At 71.8% G+C, this 16,170-nt stretch carries 14 protein-coding genes; 8 read left to right on the forward strand and 6 right to left on the reverse strand.

Annotation, left to right across the window (positions count from 1 at the left end; translation table 11 throughout):
* Positions 1 to 11: 11 nt before the first annotated feature.
* The gene (locus AQJ46_RS04570; RefSeq protein WP_059204304.1) at positions 12 to 605 is read right to left on the reverse strand and encodes a hypothetical protein; all 594 of its coding nucleotides are present in this window, start codon (positions 603 to 605) and stop codon (positions 12 to 14) included.
* A gap of 56 nt (positions 606 to 661) precedes the next feature.
* A complete protein-coding gene (locus AQJ46_RS04575) occupies positions 662 to 1,306 on the reverse strand; it encodes a hypothetical protein (protein ID WP_159063988.1) in 645 nt (214 codons plus the stop codon).
* A gap of 141 nt (positions 1,307 to 1,447) precedes the next feature.
* Here AQJ46_RS04575 and AQJ46_RS04580 point away from each other — a divergent pair, with 141 nt between their 5' ends.
* From AQJ46_RS04580 to AQJ46_RS04595, 4 genes are all read left to right on the forward strand, one after another.
* Positions 1,448 to 2,233 (forward strand): ABC transporter ATP-binding protein, encoded by a 786-nt coding sequence (locus tag AQJ46_RS04580; RefSeq protein WP_057612895.1) that lies wholly within the window; start codon positions 1,448 to 1,450, stop codon positions 2,231 to 2,233.
* A 3-nt stretch (positions 2,234 to 2,236) separates the two neighbouring features.
* Entirely contained in the window at positions 2,237 to 3,547 is a 1,311-nt protein-coding gene (locus AQJ46_RS04585; RefSeq protein ID WP_059204306.1) for an ABC transporter permease, read from the forward strand.
* Positions 3,548 to 3,710: 163 nt separating this feature from the next.
* Positions 3,711 to 4,568, forward strand: a complete 858-nt coding sequence (locus AQJ46_RS04590) for an AAA family ATPase (RefSeq protein WP_059204427.1) — start codon at positions 3,711 to 3,713, stop codon at positions 4,566 to 4,568.
* Positions 4,565 to 5,911: a vWA domain-containing protein gene (locus AQJ46_RS04595; protein ID WP_059204307.1), complete on the forward strand. Its 1,347-nt coding sequence runs from the start codon at positions 4,565 to 4,567 to the stop codon at positions 5,909 to 5,911. The genes AQJ46_RS04590 and AQJ46_RS04595 overlap by 4 nt, the downstream gene beginning before the upstream one ends.
* A gap of 702 nt (positions 5,912 to 6,613) precedes the next feature.
* Here the strand turns inward: AQJ46_RS04595 and AQJ46_RS04600 are convergent.
* Positions 6,614 to 7,315, reverse strand: a complete 702-nt coding sequence (locus AQJ46_RS04600) for an SDR family oxidoreductase (RefSeq protein ID WP_059204308.1) — start codon at positions 7,313 to 7,315, stop codon at positions 6,614 to 6,616.
* 121 nt (positions 7,316 to 7,436) lie between these two features.
* Here AQJ46_RS04600 and AQJ46_RS04605 point away from each other — a divergent pair, with 121 nt between their 5' ends.
* On the forward strand, positions 7,437 to 8,411 hold the full coding sequence (locus tag AQJ46_RS04605; RefSeq protein WP_059204309.1) for an NAD(P)-dependent alcohol dehydrogenase: 975 nt from the start codon (positions 7,437 to 7,439) through the stop codon (positions 8,409 to 8,411).
* 25 nt (positions 8,412 to 8,436) lie between these two features.
* Here the strand turns inward: AQJ46_RS04605 and AQJ46_RS04610 are convergent, their stop codons facing one another.
* From AQJ46_RS04610 to AQJ46_RS04620, 3 genes are all read right to left on the reverse strand, one after another.
* On the reverse strand, positions 8,437 to 8,796 hold the full coding sequence (locus tag AQJ46_RS04610) for a cupin domain-containing protein (RefSeq protein WP_059204310.1): 360 nt from the start codon (positions 8,794 to 8,796) through the stop codon (positions 8,437 to 8,439).
* Positions 8,797 to 8,972: 176 nt separating this feature from the next.
* Entirely contained in the window at positions 8,973 to 9,950 is a 978-nt protein-coding gene (locus AQJ46_RS04615; RefSeq protein ID WP_059204311.1) for a threo-3-hydroxy-L-aspartate ammonia-lyase, read from the reverse strand.
* Complete coding sequence (locus AQJ46_RS04620; RefSeq protein WP_079072105.1) at positions 9,947 to 10,600, reverse strand: helix-turn-helix transcriptional regulator; 654 nt, start codon at positions 10,598 to 10,600, stop codon at positions 9,947 to 9,949. The genes AQJ46_RS04615 and AQJ46_RS04620 overlap by 4 nt, the downstream gene beginning before the upstream one ends.
* A 132-nt stretch (positions 10,601 to 10,732) precedes the next feature.
* Here AQJ46_RS04620 and AQJ46_RS04625 point away from each other — a divergent pair, with 132 nt between their 5' ends.
* Genes AQJ46_RS04625 through AQJ46_RS04635 form a run of 3 tightly spaced genes read left to right on the forward strand, consistent with a single transcriptional unit; the run spans position 10,733 to position 16,070 of the window.
* Positions 10,733 to 11,899: an MFS transporter gene (locus AQJ46_RS04625; RefSeq protein ID WP_059204313.1), complete on the forward strand. Its 1,167-nt coding sequence runs from the start codon at positions 10,733 to 10,735 to the stop codon at positions 11,897 to 11,899.
* 29 nt (positions 11,900 to 11,928) lie between these two features.
* Positions 11,929 to 13,686, forward strand: coding sequence for a glycoside hydrolase family 35 protein (locus AQJ46_RS04630; RefSeq protein WP_059204314.1), 1,758 nt, complete (start codon positions 11,929 to 11,931; stop codon positions 13,684 to 13,686).
* The gene (locus AQJ46_RS04635; RefSeq protein ID WP_059204315.1) at positions 13,686 to 16,070 is read left to right on the forward strand and encodes a beta-galactosidase; all 2,385 of its coding nucleotides are present in this window, start codon (positions 13,686 to 13,688) and stop codon (positions 16,068 to 16,070) included. The genes AQJ46_RS04630 and AQJ46_RS04635 overlap by 1 nt, the downstream gene beginning before the upstream one ends.
* Positions 16,071 to 16,170: the final 100 nt, after the last annotated feature.

Here is a 16,170-nt window from a genome sequence, read left to right on the forward strand (position 1 = left end):
CCGGGGTGACGTCAGCAGTAGACGATCGGACACCCCCGCCGCAGCGAGTGCTGGGCGGCGCGCAGATACAGCGCCACATAGAACGCCGCGTCCAGGTCCTCGCCCCATGGTCCGGGCCGGGCGTCCGCCACCCGCTTCGCCTCGCCGTCGAGGAACCACGTGGTGAGGTCGAGGTTGTCGCAGGCTTCGGGTATCTCGTCGAGGGGCAGGCGCACGGCCTCGGCCAGCCGTCGCGCGAGGTCGAGGATCTGCGGGGCTCCGGCGATCACCGTGGTGTCCGAGTACGAGGACTCGACGGGCAGTTCGACCTCCGCGTCGAGCGACACCGGCACCAGCACCGACCAGTCGAGGAGGGCCTCCGGCTCGGAGGGCGCCAGATGCTCACGCGCCAGCCGCAGGAAGCCGTCCATCGACGGCACCAGCTTCTCCTCGAACTGCAGCCCCGACCCACGGACGAACTCCGTGTCCTCGGGCACGGACTCGTACGGCGGCAGCCCCCGGCGGCGCAGTTCCTCGTTCAGCCCCGCGGCGACGGCCCCCCGGCCCTCCTCCTCGTCCGCGTCGAACCACTCCCGCGCAGCCACGCTCACCAGATAGATCCCCATGCCCGGAAACGTACCGCGCCCCACTGACAACGCCGACCGCCGCAGGCGTACGAGGGTCACGGTGCGGTCAGCAGGAGCGTCGGCAGGGTGTCCTCCAGGATCCGCTCGCGGGGCAGAGTGAGGCCGAAGTGCCGCTGGACGACCTCCAGGCACGCCCGGTGCACGGCACGGCGGTCCAGGTCGTCGTCGGGCAGTCCGGCGGCGGTGAGCCGCTCCTGGACGGCGGCGACCACCTCCGGGTCGCCCTCGGGACTGCCCTGCGCCCAGCTGCCGTCGAGGTGCAGGTTGAACGCGCACATCAGGTTCCCGTCGTGGCGGTAGGTGAAGCGCGGGGGCACCGGCTTGCCGTTCTCCTCCTCGTACTCCAGGTGGAAGACCTGCAGCCCGCCCCGGTCGACCGGTCGCCCTGCGGAGCCGAACTCGCCCTGCCAGCCGCCGTATTTGATGACGAAGGACCACTCGTCGAGCTCGCCGTGGCGCAGGGCGATGCCCTCGCGGACCTCTCCGTAGAGGCCCTCCAGCAGGTCCTGCACCTGACGGCCGGTCAACTCCCCGATGGGACGGGGCCGGTACGGCACCCGGGCTGTCTCGACGATCCTCCTCGCCAGCGATTCCGACTCGAGGTCGGGGGCGATCACCACGCTGTAGCCGCCGTAGGCGATGGACTGGGGCTCGGCGAGCCAGGCTGTTCCGTCGGTCATGGCGATCAACCCTGCCGTATCCGCGCAGGGGTGTCACTGAGTACACCCCGGAAGACGGGTTCTGCGCCCCATGTGCCCCGGCCCGCGGCTCCGTAGCTTCTAGAGCGAGGCACACGGCGTGCCGGACGTAGGGGGACGACGATGTTTCGCACAGGCTCACGACGCAGGCAGGACACGGGACCCGCCGCCGAGGCGCTGCGACTGGTGAAGGTCACCAGGACCTATGGCACCGACGACAGTGCTGTGACCGCCCTGGACGGGGTCACGCTGAGCCTCGACCGGGGCACCTTCACCGCGGTGATGGGGCCGTCGGGGTCCGGCAAGTCCACGCTGCTGCAGTGCGCGGCCGGTCTCGACCGGCCGGACAGCGGGATCGTGCGGGTGGACGGCACGGAGCTGACGGGCGGCGGCGAGGCGGAGCTGACGAGGTTCCGGCGCGGGCGGGTCGGGTTCGTGTTCCAGCAGTACAACCTGCTGGAGACGCTGACGGTCGCGCAGAACACGGTGCTGCCGCTGAAGCTCGCGGGCCGGAAGGTCGACCGGAGGAGGGCGGAGGAGGTCCTCACCTCCGTAGGGCTCGGCGACCGCCTCGGCCATCGCCCCGATCAGCTCTCCGGCGGTCAGAGGCAGCGGGTCGCGATCGCCCGCGCCCTGGTCACGGACCCTCGGGTGATCTTCGCGGACGAACCGACGGGCGCCCTGGACACCCGTAGTGCGCGGGATGTGCTGAGGCTGCTCCAGGAGGCCGTGCGGGTGCACGGCCGGACCGTGGTGATGGTGACCCACGACCCGGTCGCCGCCTCCTACGCCGACTCCGTGGTGTTCCTGGCGGACGGCCGGCTCGCGGGCCGGATGGACGCACCGACGCCGGACGCGGTGGCCGAGCGCCTGGCGCACCTGGGCGACGACGTGACGGCGGGGGTGTGAGCGATGTTCATGCTGGCGATGCGGTCGATAGGGCAACGGCCCGGACGGTTCCTCGCGACACTGCTGGCCGCCTTCCTGGGCGCGGGGATCATCATGACGTTCAACTCGTTGTACGACACGGCGGGCCGGCCGGGCGTGGACCCGGTGAGCTCGGACACGCTGACCACGTCGGCGAGTGTCGTCGGCGGCTACGGCACCCTCCTGGTGTTCTTCGCCGTGGCCTCGACGCTGACGGTCAACGTCCGCCAGCGCGCGGGCGAGTTGGAACTGCTGCGCTGCTCGGGGGCGACTCCGGGGCAGATCAGGCGGATGGTCGTGGGTGAGGCCGTGGCCGTCGCCCTGATCGGTGCCGTGCTGGCGATCGGTCCGGCGATGCTCGGCGGGCAGGCCCTGCTGGACGCCTTCCAGGACAGCGGGCAGGTCGCCGGCTCGGTCGACCACTCCTTCGGCCCCGTCGCGCTGCTGTCGGGTGTCGACATCACGCTGGTCGCCGCGGCGGGCGCCGCCTTCCTCGCCGTGCGGCGGGCCACGCGCACCCGTCGACCACGCGGCCGGGCGCGGACGTTCCTCGCGTACGCGGCTCTCGGCCTCGGTGCCGTGTCGGCGACCTCCACCTTCGCCTTCTCGGCGACGGACGAGGCGCTCATGGCGACACCGGCGTACGGGGCGATCCTGCTGTCCGTGGGGTTCGCACTGCTCGCGCCGCGGCTGCTGAAGGGTGTCCTGGACCGGTTGCCGCTGACCGGTTCGAGCGGCTGGCTGGCCGTGCGGAACCTGCGCCGGCGGGCGGACCACCTGTCCGGGATCCTGATGTCGCTGATCCTGTTCACGGCGGTGTCCGTCGCCACGCTGTACATGCAGGGCGTGGAGAGCGACGCCATGAGGGCCTCGGGCGCGGTCAGGACCGTCGACGCGAAGAACCTTCAGACACTGAACCTCACGGTCGTCGGCATCATCGTGGTGTTCGTCTGCGTGATGCTGGTCAACTCGCTGTACGCGGCGACGACTTACCGGCGACGGGAGTTCGGGCAGCAGCGCCTCGCCGGGGCGACCCCGGGGCAGGTGCTGGGCACGGTGGGCGTGGAAGGGCTGGTCCTCACCGCCGTCGGACTGTGCTTCGGCACGGTGGCGGCGCTGGCCGGGATCATTCCGTTCACGGTCGTGCGCAGCGACTCGGTGCTGCCCCACCAGGGCCTCGGCATCTGGCTGGCGGTGGCGTCGATCGCGGCGGCCGCGACGATCGGGACGGGGCTGGTCACGGCCCGCAGGGTGTTGCGCGCTCCGGCGGTGGAGGCGGTGGGGTCGGCAGCGTGAGGGGCACCGGTCGGGGGGCGTCACTTCGGTGACGCCCCCCTTTTCTGGTGCGCCTCCCGAGGAAACAGATCGGTATCCCCTTCTCGCACCGCGTGACGAATCGGTGAACAAGCGCTTAGATAGTTGACGGACACGAGTTCGCGCCGCGCAGGAGGCCCCGTTGCTGTTCACATCCGTCGACGACGTCTCCGCACGCCTCGCCGAGACCGGCTACCTCGCCTCGCCCGCGGTCGCGACCACCGTCTTCCTCGCCGACCGCCTCGGCAAGCCGCTCCTGGTCGAGGGCCCCGCCGGGGTCGGCAAGACGGAGCTGGCCAAGGCGGTGGCCGAGGTCGCGCGGGCCCGGCTGGTCCGGCTGCAGTGCTACGAGGGCGTGGACGAGTCCCGGGCGTTGTACGAGTGGAACCACGCCAAGCAGCTTCTGCGGATCAGCGCGGGGCGCGACGAGACCTGGGACGAAGCGCGCACGGACATCTTCAGCGAGGAGTTCCTGCTCTCCCGGCCCCTGCTCACGGCGATCCGCGGCGACGAGCCCACGGTGCTGCTGATCGACGAGACCGACAAGGCGGACGTCGAGGTCGAGGGCCTGCTGCTCGAGGTGCTCAGCGACTTCCAGGTCACCGTCCCCGAGCTGGGCACGATCACCGCGTCCCGCCGCCCCTTCGTCGTCCTCACCTCCAACGCCAGCCGCGAACTGTCGGAGGCCCTGCGCCGCCGCTGCCTGTTCCTGCACATCGGGTTCCCCGAGGAGGAGCTGGAGCGGCGGATCGTACGGCTGAGGGTGCCGGGCCTGGACGAGGCGCTGGCCAAGTCCGTGGTCCGGGTCGTGGGGGCGCTCAGGGCCATGGACCTGCGCAAGGTGCCCTCGGTCGCGGAGACCATCGACTGGGCGCGGACGCTGCTCGCGCTCGGCGCGGACCACCTCGACGAGACGGTCGTACGGGACAGTCTGGGCGTGCTGCTCAAGCACCAGGACGACATCCTCAAGGCGGGGGCCAAGCTCGACCTGGACGCGGTGTGAGCACCGCCGAGCGGCTCACCTCCCTGGTCGGCACCCTGCGCGCGCACGGCGTCCGCATCGGGACCGGCGAGACCGTGGACGCGGCCCAGGCGGTCGAGGCGCTGGGACTCGCGGACCGGGAACGGCTGCGGGAGGGCCTGGCGGCGACCCTGCTGCACGGCACGGCTCAACGGCAGGTGTTCGACCCGGTCTTCGACCTGTACTTCCCACGGGGTGTCGGCGCCCCCGACGAGACCTCCGGGGACCGGGACGACCTGCGCGAGCGCCTCGCCAAAGCCCTCGCCGCGAACGACGAGACCCTGATGGCCCGGCTGGCGGCGGAGGCGGTCGACGGGTTCGGCGGATACGGCAACTCCCCCGCGTCGGACGGCTGGTCGTCGTACCAGACCCTCGACCGGCTGCGCCCGCAGACGCTGCTCGCGCGCGTCCGCGACGACGTCCGGGGGCAGCAGGGCATGTCCGGGTTCACGGACCGGCTCCTCGAGGACGAGCTCCGGCGGCGCATCGAGGCGTTCCGCGCGCTGGTGGCGGCGGAGGCCCGGCGGCGGGTCGCCGAGCGGCGGGGCAGGGACGAGATCGCGCGGCGGGCGGTGGCACCGACGACGGACCGGGTCGACTTCCTGTTCGCCGGGAAGGACCGGTTGGCCGAACTGCGGCGCACGGTGCAGCCGCTGGCCCGCAAGCTCGCCACCCGGCTCGCGGCCCGTCGTCGCCGTGCCGCGCGGGGCAGTATCGATCTACGGCGGACCCTGCGTGGTTCGTTGTCCACGGGCGGGGTGCCGATGAAACCGGTACTGCGGCGACGCAGGCCGGCCCGGCCCGAACTGGTGCTGCTGTGCGATGTGTCGGGCTCGGTGTCAGGGTTCTCGGACTTCACGATGCTGCTGGTGCAGGCGCTGCACGACCAGTTCAGCAAGGTGCGGGTGTTCGCCTTCGTCAACCGGCTCGACGAGATCACCCGGCTCCTCGAACACGGCGCGGCCGACCCGGAGGGGCTCGGCGCCCGCATCCGGGCCGAGGCCACGCTGACGGGGTGGCACGGCAGCAGCGACTACGGCGTGGCGCTCGGCGAGTTCGCGTCGCGGTACGCGGATGCGCTGAGCCCGCGCACGACGGTGTTCGTGCTCGGTGACGCCCGCACCAACATGAGCGACCCGAACCTGCCCGCCGTACGGGAGATCACCGAACGGGCGCGCCACGTCTACTGGTTGAACCCGGAGGCGCGTGCGCAGTGGGGCACGGGCGACTCGGCCGCGTACGAGTACGCCGAGTCGGTGGAGATGCACGAGTGCCGTAACGTCCGACAGCTCAGTGCGCTGGTGGGACGACTGCTGCCGATCTGACCCGAGGCCGACGCCGACGAACTCACGGCGGTGGCCGCAGACGCCGAGGCCCGGCTCAGCACCGCCGCGTTCCACGTGCCGGGCGACACCTGTGCGCTGGAAGCGGAACAGGTCCTGGACCCACCGACCGGCGCCGGACTCCTCGCAGGTTCACCTACACCGCCCGACCAAGGGGCGGCACCTGTGCGCCGGGCGCGGAGCACCGGTCCGGATGACAGCCGCCGGACTCCTCACGGACTCGCCCGTGCGGGGAGCACCTCCCGGACCACCCAAGGTCCGGATGAACCCCGCCGAACTCGTCGCAGGCTCACCCACACCGCCGCCCCGGACCGGCCGCACCGGGCAGCCGAGCCCGACCGCGGGCGCCGAGGCGACACCCCTGCGCCAGGCGCAGAGCAGCCCCCGCGCCCCGCACGGACACCCAGTGGGCGCAGTTCTCGGCGGAAAGGCGGACACCTGGTTCCAGCGGCACATCGCGCACTACGAGACCAGTTGGGGCCCTCTTCTCCGACGTGCTGCCCGCCCTGGACGCCCTCGCCACCCGGCACGCCGCCTTCTGCGACACCCGACCGGCGATCCCCACCCGCGGTCCCGATGACGCCCGCCGACGCCCACTCCATCGCCGCCCAGGACGAGCCGCGTCGGCGACCCGAGCCCGGCGGTCCGGAAGAGGGCGGGCCGGCCCGCGCACGTGCAGGTGGCTCAGGCCGCCAACTGCGGGTACAGCGCGGCGAGATCGGCGGCGAGTCCTGCCTTCACCTGCCGGGTCAGGTCGTCGGCGAGCACCTCGTAGGCGCCGGACTCGATGCCGTCGAGGGCCTGTGCGGCCACGCTCTCGGGGGTGACCTTCGGGGCGTCGATCTTGGCGGTCATGTCCGTGTCGACGTACCCGACGTGCAGGCCGGTGACCTCGATACCGCGCGGCCGCAGGTCCAGGCGCAGGGAGTTGGTCTGCGACCACAGGGCGGCCTTGGACGCGCTGTAGGAGCCGGCGATGCCGAGCCACGACAGCACCGAGTGGACGTTCAGGATGTGGCCGCCGCCGTTGCGCTCGATGACCGGAACGAAGGCCCGGGTGACGAGGAGCGGGCCGTAGAAGTTGGTCTCGAACTCGCGGCGGACGTCCTCGACGGGGGCGTCCAGGAACCCCGCATTCACCGACGCGCCCGCGTTGTTGATCAGCAGGGTGACGTCCTGGGCCTGCTCGGCGGCGGCCGCGACGGAGGCCGCGTCGCTCACCTCGAGCGCCAGCGGGACAGCGTTGGGGTGCGTGACGGTCCGCGGGTCGCGGGCGGTGGCGTACACCTTCTTCGCGCCGCGCTCGTACAGGGCGGACACCAGGGCCCGGCCGATGCCGCGGCTTCCGCCGGTGACCAGGGCCACGGAACCTTCGATGGTGGTCATGCGAGTCTCCAGGAACATCGAGAAACTGATCGGTTTACCTACGCCAGCAGAGTAGACCGATCGGTTTCCGATGGCAAGGCGAGGCCTCTTCCCTACGCTCCGGAACGACGGAGGGGGTCGCATGAAGGCAGTCGTCCAGGACCGGTACGGCTCGGTGGACACACTGGAGTTGAGGGAGGTCGAGCAGCCGGTGCCGGCCGCCGACGAGGTGCTCGTCCGGGTGCACGCGGCCTCGGTGAACGCCTACGACTGGCACTACCTGCGCGGCGACCCGAAGATCGCCCGGCTGTCGTTCGGGCCGCGTGCGCCGAAGGTGCGGATCCGGGGCCGGGACTTCGCCGGCCGCGTCGAGGCGGTCGGTGACCGGGTCAAGGGCCTGCGTCCGGGCGACGAGGTGTATGGCGAGGCGGACGGGACGTTCGCCGAGTTCGTGTGCGCCAAGGACAGCGAGACGGACCTCAAGCCGGCCGGCCTCTCCTTCGAGCAGGCCGCCGCGATGCCGCTGGCCGCCAACACCGCGCTCATCGGACTGCGGGACGTGGCCGGACTCCTGGCCGGGCAGTCCGTCCTGGTGAACGGCGCGTCGGGTGGCGTGGGCACCTTCGCCGTACAGATCGCGAAGGCGTACGGCGCCGAGGTGACCGCCGTGTGCAGTGCGCGCAACGTCGAGCTCGTCGGGTCGCTCGGGGCGGACCAGATCGTCGACTACACCAGGGAGGACTTCGCCCGCGCCGGACGCCGCTACGACGTCGTACTGGACCTGGTGGGCAATCGTTCACTGGGCGATCTGCGGCGCGCGACGGCTTCCGCCGGAACGGTCGTCCTGTCCGGCGGGGGCGTGTACGAGGGCGGCAGCCTCCTCGGCCCCGTGCGGCTCACGGTGCGGGGACTGCTTCTCTCCCCCTTCGTCCGGCAACGGGTGCTCCAACTCCCGGCGAAGGCACGCAAGGAGAACCTCACGGCCCTGCGGAAACTCGCCGAGGCAGGGAAGATCACCCCGGCCGTCGAGCGGACGTATCCGCTCGGCGAGGCGGCCGAGGCCATCCGGCATCTGGAGGTGGAGCACGCGCGCGCGAAGATCGTCGTCACGGTGTGAGAGGTGACGGGACGGAACGGGCGCCTCACTTGCCCTTCGCGTAGTCCTTCGCCATGCCGCCCGCGAAGTCGTAGACCACGCACTGCTCGTCGCCGACGACCCAGGCGTCGTGCCCGGGTGCCACCACGAAGATGTCGCCGGGGCCCAGTTCGCCCTCGCCACCGTCGTCCATGGCGATGCGCATGCGGCCCTGGACCACATAGCCGTTGTGGTGGACCTCGCAGCTCTTGGTGCCCGCGATGGGTGCCACGGACTCGGACCAGCGCCAGCCCGGTTCGAAGGTGCCCACGGCGAAGTCCAGTCCGCTCATGTGGACCGCTTCGAGGTGGCCCCGCGGGAAATCGCGGCGCTCGTCCGGCTTGTCGAGCGTCTTCACCTCAAACATGACGGCTCTCCCTTCCGGCCGTGTTTCCGTACGGCCGGGGCCGGTCTCCGTCTCCCGCCCTTCCTGGGCAGCACCGGCGGGGGCCGAGCCCCACCACTCCATCGTCCGCCTGTCCGGTCCGGCCTGCCATTCGAGTGCGAACGCCCGCTCTGACCCGCCCCTCGGGCCCCACCCCCTCAGACCCCGCCCGCACAGAGCCGTGCGAAGCGCTCCGCGTCGACGTTGCCACCGGAGACGATCACACCGATCCGGTCGGGGAGGGCGCTCACCCGGCCGCTGAGCAGGGCGGCCAACGGAGTCGCGCCACTCGGCTCGACGACGATCTTCAGCCGCTCGAAGACGAACCGCATGGCCTCGCGGATCTCGTCGTCGGAGACCAGCACGATCTCGTCGACCAGCCGCCGGTTCACCGAGAAGGTCAGCTCGCCCGGTGTGTGCAGGGCCTGTCCGTCGGCGATGGTCTTCGGTACCGGGATGCTGACGCGCCGCCCCGCCTCCAGGGACCGCTTGGTGTCGTCGCCGGCCTCCGGTTCCACGCCGACCATGCGGATATCCGGGTGCAGCCCCTTGGCGGCGGTCGCGCTGCCCGCCATCAGTCCGCCGCCTCCGACGGGAGTGAGCAGCGCGCCCAACTCGCCCGTCTCTTCCAGGAGTTCGAGGGCGGCCGTGCCCTGTCCCGCCATCACGTGCGGGTGTTCGTACGGCGGGATGAGCGCCAGGCCCCGCTCGGTGGCCAGGGCCTCGGCGATGGCCACGCGGTCGCCGGTGTAGCGGTCGTACGTGACGATCTCGGCGCCGTAGCCCTCGGTGGCCGCCCGCTTGGAGGGCGGGGCGTCCTCGGGCATGACGATCACGGCGGTGGTGCCGAGCTCGCGGGCGGCCAGGGCGACGGCCTGGGCGTGGTTCCCCGAGGAGTAGGCGGCGATGCCCCGGGCCAGTTGCTCCGGGGTCAGCCGGGAGGCCGCGTTGTAGGCGCCGCGGAACTTGAAGGCGCCGACCCGCTGGAAGTTCTCGCACTTGAGGAAGACCTCGGCGCCGACCAGCGCGTCGAGGGTCCGTGAGCGCAGCACCGGTGTGCGGTGCGCGACGCCTTTGAGCCGGGTGGCCGCCTCCTGGACGTCGTCCAGGGTGACCGGCGGGGTGGTGGTCGTCACGAGTGCCCTCCAGTGGTCGCCTGTTTCCGGGACTGGGAGAGGTAGCTGTAGGCGGAGGCGCGCGAGATCCCGAGCCGTCCGGCCACCTGCTCGATCGCCCGCCGCACCGCGAACACGCCCCGTTCGTCCAGGCTGCGGAACAGGTCCAGGCGCCCGGTGCGGTCGAGCAGTGCCCACGACTGATGCCGGTGCGCGTCCAGCATGACGTCGACAACGGAGTCGATGTCGTCACCGAAGGTGGTGACGGGCGGCTCCTCGGGGGCGGTGCCGGTGCCGGCCAGGGCTCCCAGCAAGGCGTGGACCTCGCTCGCCGCGGTGACGTCGACATTGACGCACAACGCGCCGAAGACCGCGCCCGAGGAGTCCCGCAGCAGCATCGTCGACGACTTGACGAGCTTGCCGGCATCGGTCCGGGTGACGTAGTTCAGCTCGTCGGCCGCCTCGTCGCCACGGGCGACCATCCGCAGGCCGATCTCGCTCATCGCCCCGCCGACTCTGCGCCCGGTCACCGAGCCGGCGAGCGCCACCACCGAGTTCTCCGGCCTGCGGTAGTCGTGCAGCACCACCTCGCACACCGGCCCGAAGGTCGCCGCGATCCCGTCGACCACCGAAGTGAGCGCGGCGACAATCGCGTCCCGCTCGGCCTCCATCGCATCCTCCCACCTCCGACAGTCCATCTAGACTAGCAATCCAGACACTGGACCACCAGTCCAATCCGGTCGCCCGTCCCTGTTTGTCCGCAGATCTTGACCGTCGGAATGTTACCGGTAACATCAACGTCCATGTCCTGCACACTGACGCCGCAGCGCGCTCCGGTCTTCAGCCCGGCCGCCGTGGTCGCCTCCTGCGTCGGGTTCGTGCTCATCGGCGCGCTCCAGGCGCTGTACGGCCCGGCGATCCCCGCCTTCCGCGAGGACTTCGGGTTGTCTCCCTCGGAGGCCGGACTCGGTCTCAGCGCCCATTTCGTCGGCGGGGTCGCCGGGGTGCTGCTGTTCGACCGGCTCTTCGGCCGGATCGGCAACCGGCGGATCCTGGGCGCCTCGTACCTGCTGATGGCCGTCGGTGCGGCGGGCTTCGCGCTCGCGCCGAACTGGCCCACCGCCCTGACCGCGGCGCTGCTCGCCGGCCTTGGCTTCGGCGGCATCGACTACGGCCTGAACCAACTGTTCGCGGTCGGCTTCGGCCACCGTTCCACCGCGATGCTGAACATTCTCAACGCGCACTTCGGCGTGGGCGCGATCCTCGGTCCGGCGCTGATCGGCGTGGCGGGTGCCGGTCACTATCCGGCGGTCTTCCTCGGCTTCGCGCTCGCCAACCTGCCGTTGCTGCTGTGCCTGAAGGGCGTACGGAACCGGGCGCCCCAGCCGTCCGGCACGGCTCCCGACTCCCCCGGCGCTCTCGGCCGCAGCCTGGCCTCCGTGCTCTCCGTGTTCGTCGCCCTCTACGTCCTGCACGTGGGCATCGAGGCGGGCGTCGGCGGCTGGGAACCCACCCATCTGCAGACCGTGGGATACGGCGCCGGAGTGGCTGCGACCGCCACCTCCGTCTACTGGCTGATGATGACAGTGGGCCGCTTCCTGGTCGCCCCGATCGCGCTGCGGTTCTCGGCACAGGCCATCATCACCGTGTCCTGCGCGGGTATGACGGTCTGTCTTCTGCTCGCGTCCGTAAGGGAGTTGGCGCCCTACGCGTATGCCGGTGTCGGTCTGTTCATCGCGCCGATCTTCCCCACCGGTCTGCCCTGGCTGCACCGGGCCGCCCCCGGCGCCCGACGCGCCGGCGCGCTGGTCATCGCCGCCTCGATGATCGGCGGTGTGGCGGCGGGACCGGCGCTGGGCAAGGCCATCGAATGGTCCGGGATCCGGGCCGTTCCGCTGCTGCTGAGCGGTGTCTCCGCGCTGTGTCTCGCCGCCACGCTCTGGCTCGTCCGCAGTACCCGAACCCGCTGAACTCCCGCTGACTCGAAGGGATGCCCCGCATGCCCGCTCTGACGACGACCTCCGACGGTTTCCTCCTGCACGGCGAGCCGTTCCGGATCATTTCCGGGGCCATGCACTACTTCCGGATCCATCCCGACCAGTGGACCGACCGGCTGCGCAAGGCACGTCTGATGGGTCTCAACACGATCGAGACGTATCTGCCGTGGAACCTCCACGAGCCCGAACCCGGCACCCTGGTCCTGGACGGGTTCCTCGATCTGCCCCGCTGGCTGCGTCTCGCCCAGGAGGAGGGTCTGCAGGTCCTGCTGCGCCCGGGGCCGTTCATCTGCGCCGAGTGGGACGACGGCGGTCTGCCCGCCTGGCTGCTCGCGCACCCCGACATCCGGCTGCGCAGCAGCGACCCCCGCTTCACGGCGGCGTTCGACGGCTACCTCGACCGGCTCCTGCCCGCGCTGCGGCCGTTCATGGCCGCGCACGGCGGCCCGGTGATCGCCGTACAGGTGGAGAACGAGTACGGGGCGTACGGCGACGACACCGCGTATCTCAAGCACGTCCAGCAGGCGTTGCGGGACCGCGGCGTCGAGGAACTGCTCTACACCTGCGACCAGGCCAACGCCGAGCACCTGGCGGCCGGCACCCTCCCGGGCACGCTCGCCACGGTCACCTTCGGCAGCCGGGTGGAGGAGAACCTGGCCGCGCTCCGCGCCCACCAGCCCCAAGGCCCGCTGATGTGCTCGGAGTTCTGGATCGGCTGGTTCGACCACTGGGGCGGCCCGCACCATGTGCGGTCGGCCGCCGATGCCGCGGCCGACCTGGACCGGCTGCTGGCGGCGGGGGCCTCGGTCAACATCTACATGTTCCACGGCGGCACCAACTTCGGCTTCACCAACGGCGCCAACCACAAACACGCCTACGAGCCCACCGTCACGTCCTACGACTACGACGCCCCGCTCACCGAGAGCGGTGACCCCGGCCCCAAGTACCACGCCTTCCGCGAGGTGATCGCCCGCCACACGGCCACGCCCGACGAGACGGCGCCCTCGCCCTCCCCCAAGCTCCCCCTCACCGACGTGGACCTGGATCACCGGGCGCCGCTGCTGCCGTACGTCCGCGGGCTGTCGTCGACGAGCACCGAGGCGCCGGTGACGATGAACGAGCTGGGTGTGCACACCGGTTACGTGCTCTACCGCACCACGCTTCCGGGCTCGGGCGACGGTCTGCTGCACTTCACGGGCGAGGTCGGCGACCGCGCGCAGGTCTTCGTGGACGGCGCCTCCGTCGGCGTACTGGAGCGGGAACGGCACGACGAGACCCTGTCCGTGCGGGTGCCGCACGCCGGTGCCGTTCTCGAGGTCCTCGTGGAGAACATGGGCGGCGTCAACTACGGGCCGCGCATCGGGGCGCCCAAGGGGCTGCTCGGCCCGGTGTCGTTCCAGGGCGCCGAACTGCGCGGCTGGGAGTGCCGGGCGGTGCCCTTGGACCACCTGGCCGCCGTGCCGTTCGGCCCGTCCGAGGCGACCACGGACGCCGTACCCGCCTTCCACCGGGGCACCTTCGAGGTGGACACCCCGGCCGACACCTTCCTCGCCCTGCCCGGCTGGACCAAGGGCCAGGCCTGGGTCAACGGGTTCCATCTCGGCCGTTACTGGAACCGGGGCCCCCAGCACACCCTGTACGTCCCCGCGCCCGTCCTCCGCCCCGGCACCAACGAACTGGTCCTGCTGGAGCTGCACGCCACCACCGGCACGCGCGCCCAGCTCACCGACACGCCCGACCTCGGACCGGAGATCGACTGATGTCCCACCCGCACCACCTGCGTCTGCCCTCCCCCGCCGGGCCTCCGCTGACCGGGCACCTGCCCTTCGCGGACGCCCCGGGGGTGCCCGACCCGATCGAGGTGACCAGCCGTTGGCTCACCCGTGGCGGCCGGCCCTGGTTCCCGGTCTCCGGTGAGTTCCACTACTCCCGCTACCCCGCCGGGGAGTGGGAGGAGGAGCTGCTGAAGATGAAGGCGGGCGGTGTCACCGCCGTCGCCAGTTACCTCATCTGGATCCACCACGAGGAGATCGAGGGCCGCGTCCGCTTCGACGGCGACCGTGGCCTGCGCCGCTTCGCCGAGCTGTGCGCCCGCCACGACCTGGACTTCATCCCCCGCGTCGGCCCCTGGTCGCACGCGGAGGTCCGGAACGGCGGCCTGCCCGACTGGGTCCTGGCCCGCGACTGCGCCCCCCGCACCGACGACCCGGTGTACCTGGACGCCGTACGCCCCTGGTTCGCGGCGATCGCCGAGCAGTTGAGCGGCCTCGACCGGGCCCACGGCGGCCCGATCGTGGCAATCCAGATCGAGAACGAGCTGTACGACCAGCCCGGCCACCTGCTGACCCTGAAGCGGATGGCCCAGGAGGCCGGCCTGAGCGCACCGCTGTGGACGTCGACCGCCTGGGGCGGTGTCCGACTCCCGCCGGACGAACTGCTTCCGCTCTACGGCGGCTACACCGAGGCCTTCTGGACCGAGGCCGACGGCGGCTGGCCCGACACCTGCCGCAAGCACTTCTTCTTCACCCACCAGCGCGACGACGAGGGCATCGGATCCGACCTGCGCCCGGTCAGCGTGCGGGGCAGCGAGCCCGACGCCTTCGCGGACCGATTCCCCTGGGCCACCTGCGAGTTGGGCGGCGGAATGGCGGTGTCGTACCACCGTCGGCCCTACGTCGATCCCGACGACATCGGCGCGCTCGGCCTCACCAAGATCGGCTGCGGCTCGGTCTGGCAGGGCTTCTACATGTTCCACGGCGGCACGAACCCGACGGGTGAGCTCAGCACCCTGCAGGAGTCGCACGCCACCGGCTATCCGAACGACCTGCCCGTCCTGACGTACGACTTCCAGGCACCGCTCGGCGAGTACGGCCAGTACCGGCGGACTTACCACGAACTCCGGCTCCAGCACCTGCTGCTGGCCGACTTCGGGCACCTGATCGCCCCCATGGAGTCGGCGCTGCCCGAGCGGCGGCCGGACGGGCAGTTCGACCGGGACACCCTGCGCTGGGCGGTGCGCGGTGACGGCACCTCGGGCTTCCTGTTCGTCAACAACCACCAGCCGCACGAACAGCTCCCGGACCACCCGGAGACCTCGTTCACGGTCGAATTCACGTCCACCGGTGGCGAGTTGACCCTGCCCAGCGTGCCTGTCACGGTTCCGAGCGGCGCGTACTTCTGCTGGCCGCTGCGTCTCGAGATGGCCGGTGTGCGGCTGGAGTGGGCCACCGCCCAGCCGGTGTGCACGGTCGACGTCGACGGCCGTACGGTTCTGGTGCTGGCCGCGACGGACGGCATCGCGCCCGAACTCGCCCTGGACGCGGCCACGGTGTCGGCTCTGCGCACGCCCACCGGCGACGTCACCCCGGTCGGTGACCGGCTGCTGGTGACCGGGCTGCGGTCCGGCACCGACGCCTTGGTGGAGGTGGACACCGCCGACGGCCGACGGGTCGGCCTGCTGGTGCTGGACGCGGCGACGGCCCGTACCGCCTACCGGGGCGAGGCATGGGGGGCCGAGCGGCTGGTGCTGTGCGGTGACGGTGTGGTCTTCGACCGGGACGAGGTACGGCTGCACGGTTCGGGGACGGCGACGGCGTTCGCCGTGCTGCCCGCACCCGAGCGGGCGCCCGCGGTGGACGGGGTGACGGTGGAAGCGGTCGCGGACGGGGTGTTCACCCGTTACGTGGTCCCGAGGGCGTCGGCCGGCGAGGGCTCCGCTGTGGAGGTGACCCTCGTCCGGGCCGCGGGGCCCGCCCCCGAGACCGTGACCGGGGTCCAGGGCCGCGCCAGCGCGCCGGCCGACAAGTACTTCGACACCGTGGCCGCCGAGTACCGCGTCGAGGTGCCGGACGCGCTGCCGCCCGGGACGCTGCTGCGGCTGCACTGGAGCGGGGACGTGGGGCGTGCCTACGTGGGAGACACGCTCGTCGCCGACCAGTTCTGCTCGGGACGGATCTGGGACCTCGGCCTGGACCGGCTGCCCGCCGACGCCCTGCGGGCCGAGGGCCTGCGGCTGCGGGTGCTGCCCCTGCACGCCGGGGCGCCGGTGCATCTGCCGGAGCAGGCGCGAGGTGAACGGGAGACGGCCGCCGTCACGCACGCCGAGTGGATCACCGGGCACACCTGGTCGGTCCGGGCGGGCTGACCTGCCCCGGACCCCGATGCCGCCCCCCGGATCCACGAGACCGGCCCGCCTATGCTGTGCTCCCGGGGCGGGCCGGGACCGCCGTAGCTCCGCCACCACA

The organism is Streptomyces canus, from assembly GCF_001514145.1.
Lineage (GTDB): Bacteria > Actinomycetota > Actinomycetes > Streptomycetales > Streptomycetaceae > Streptomyces > Streptomyces canus.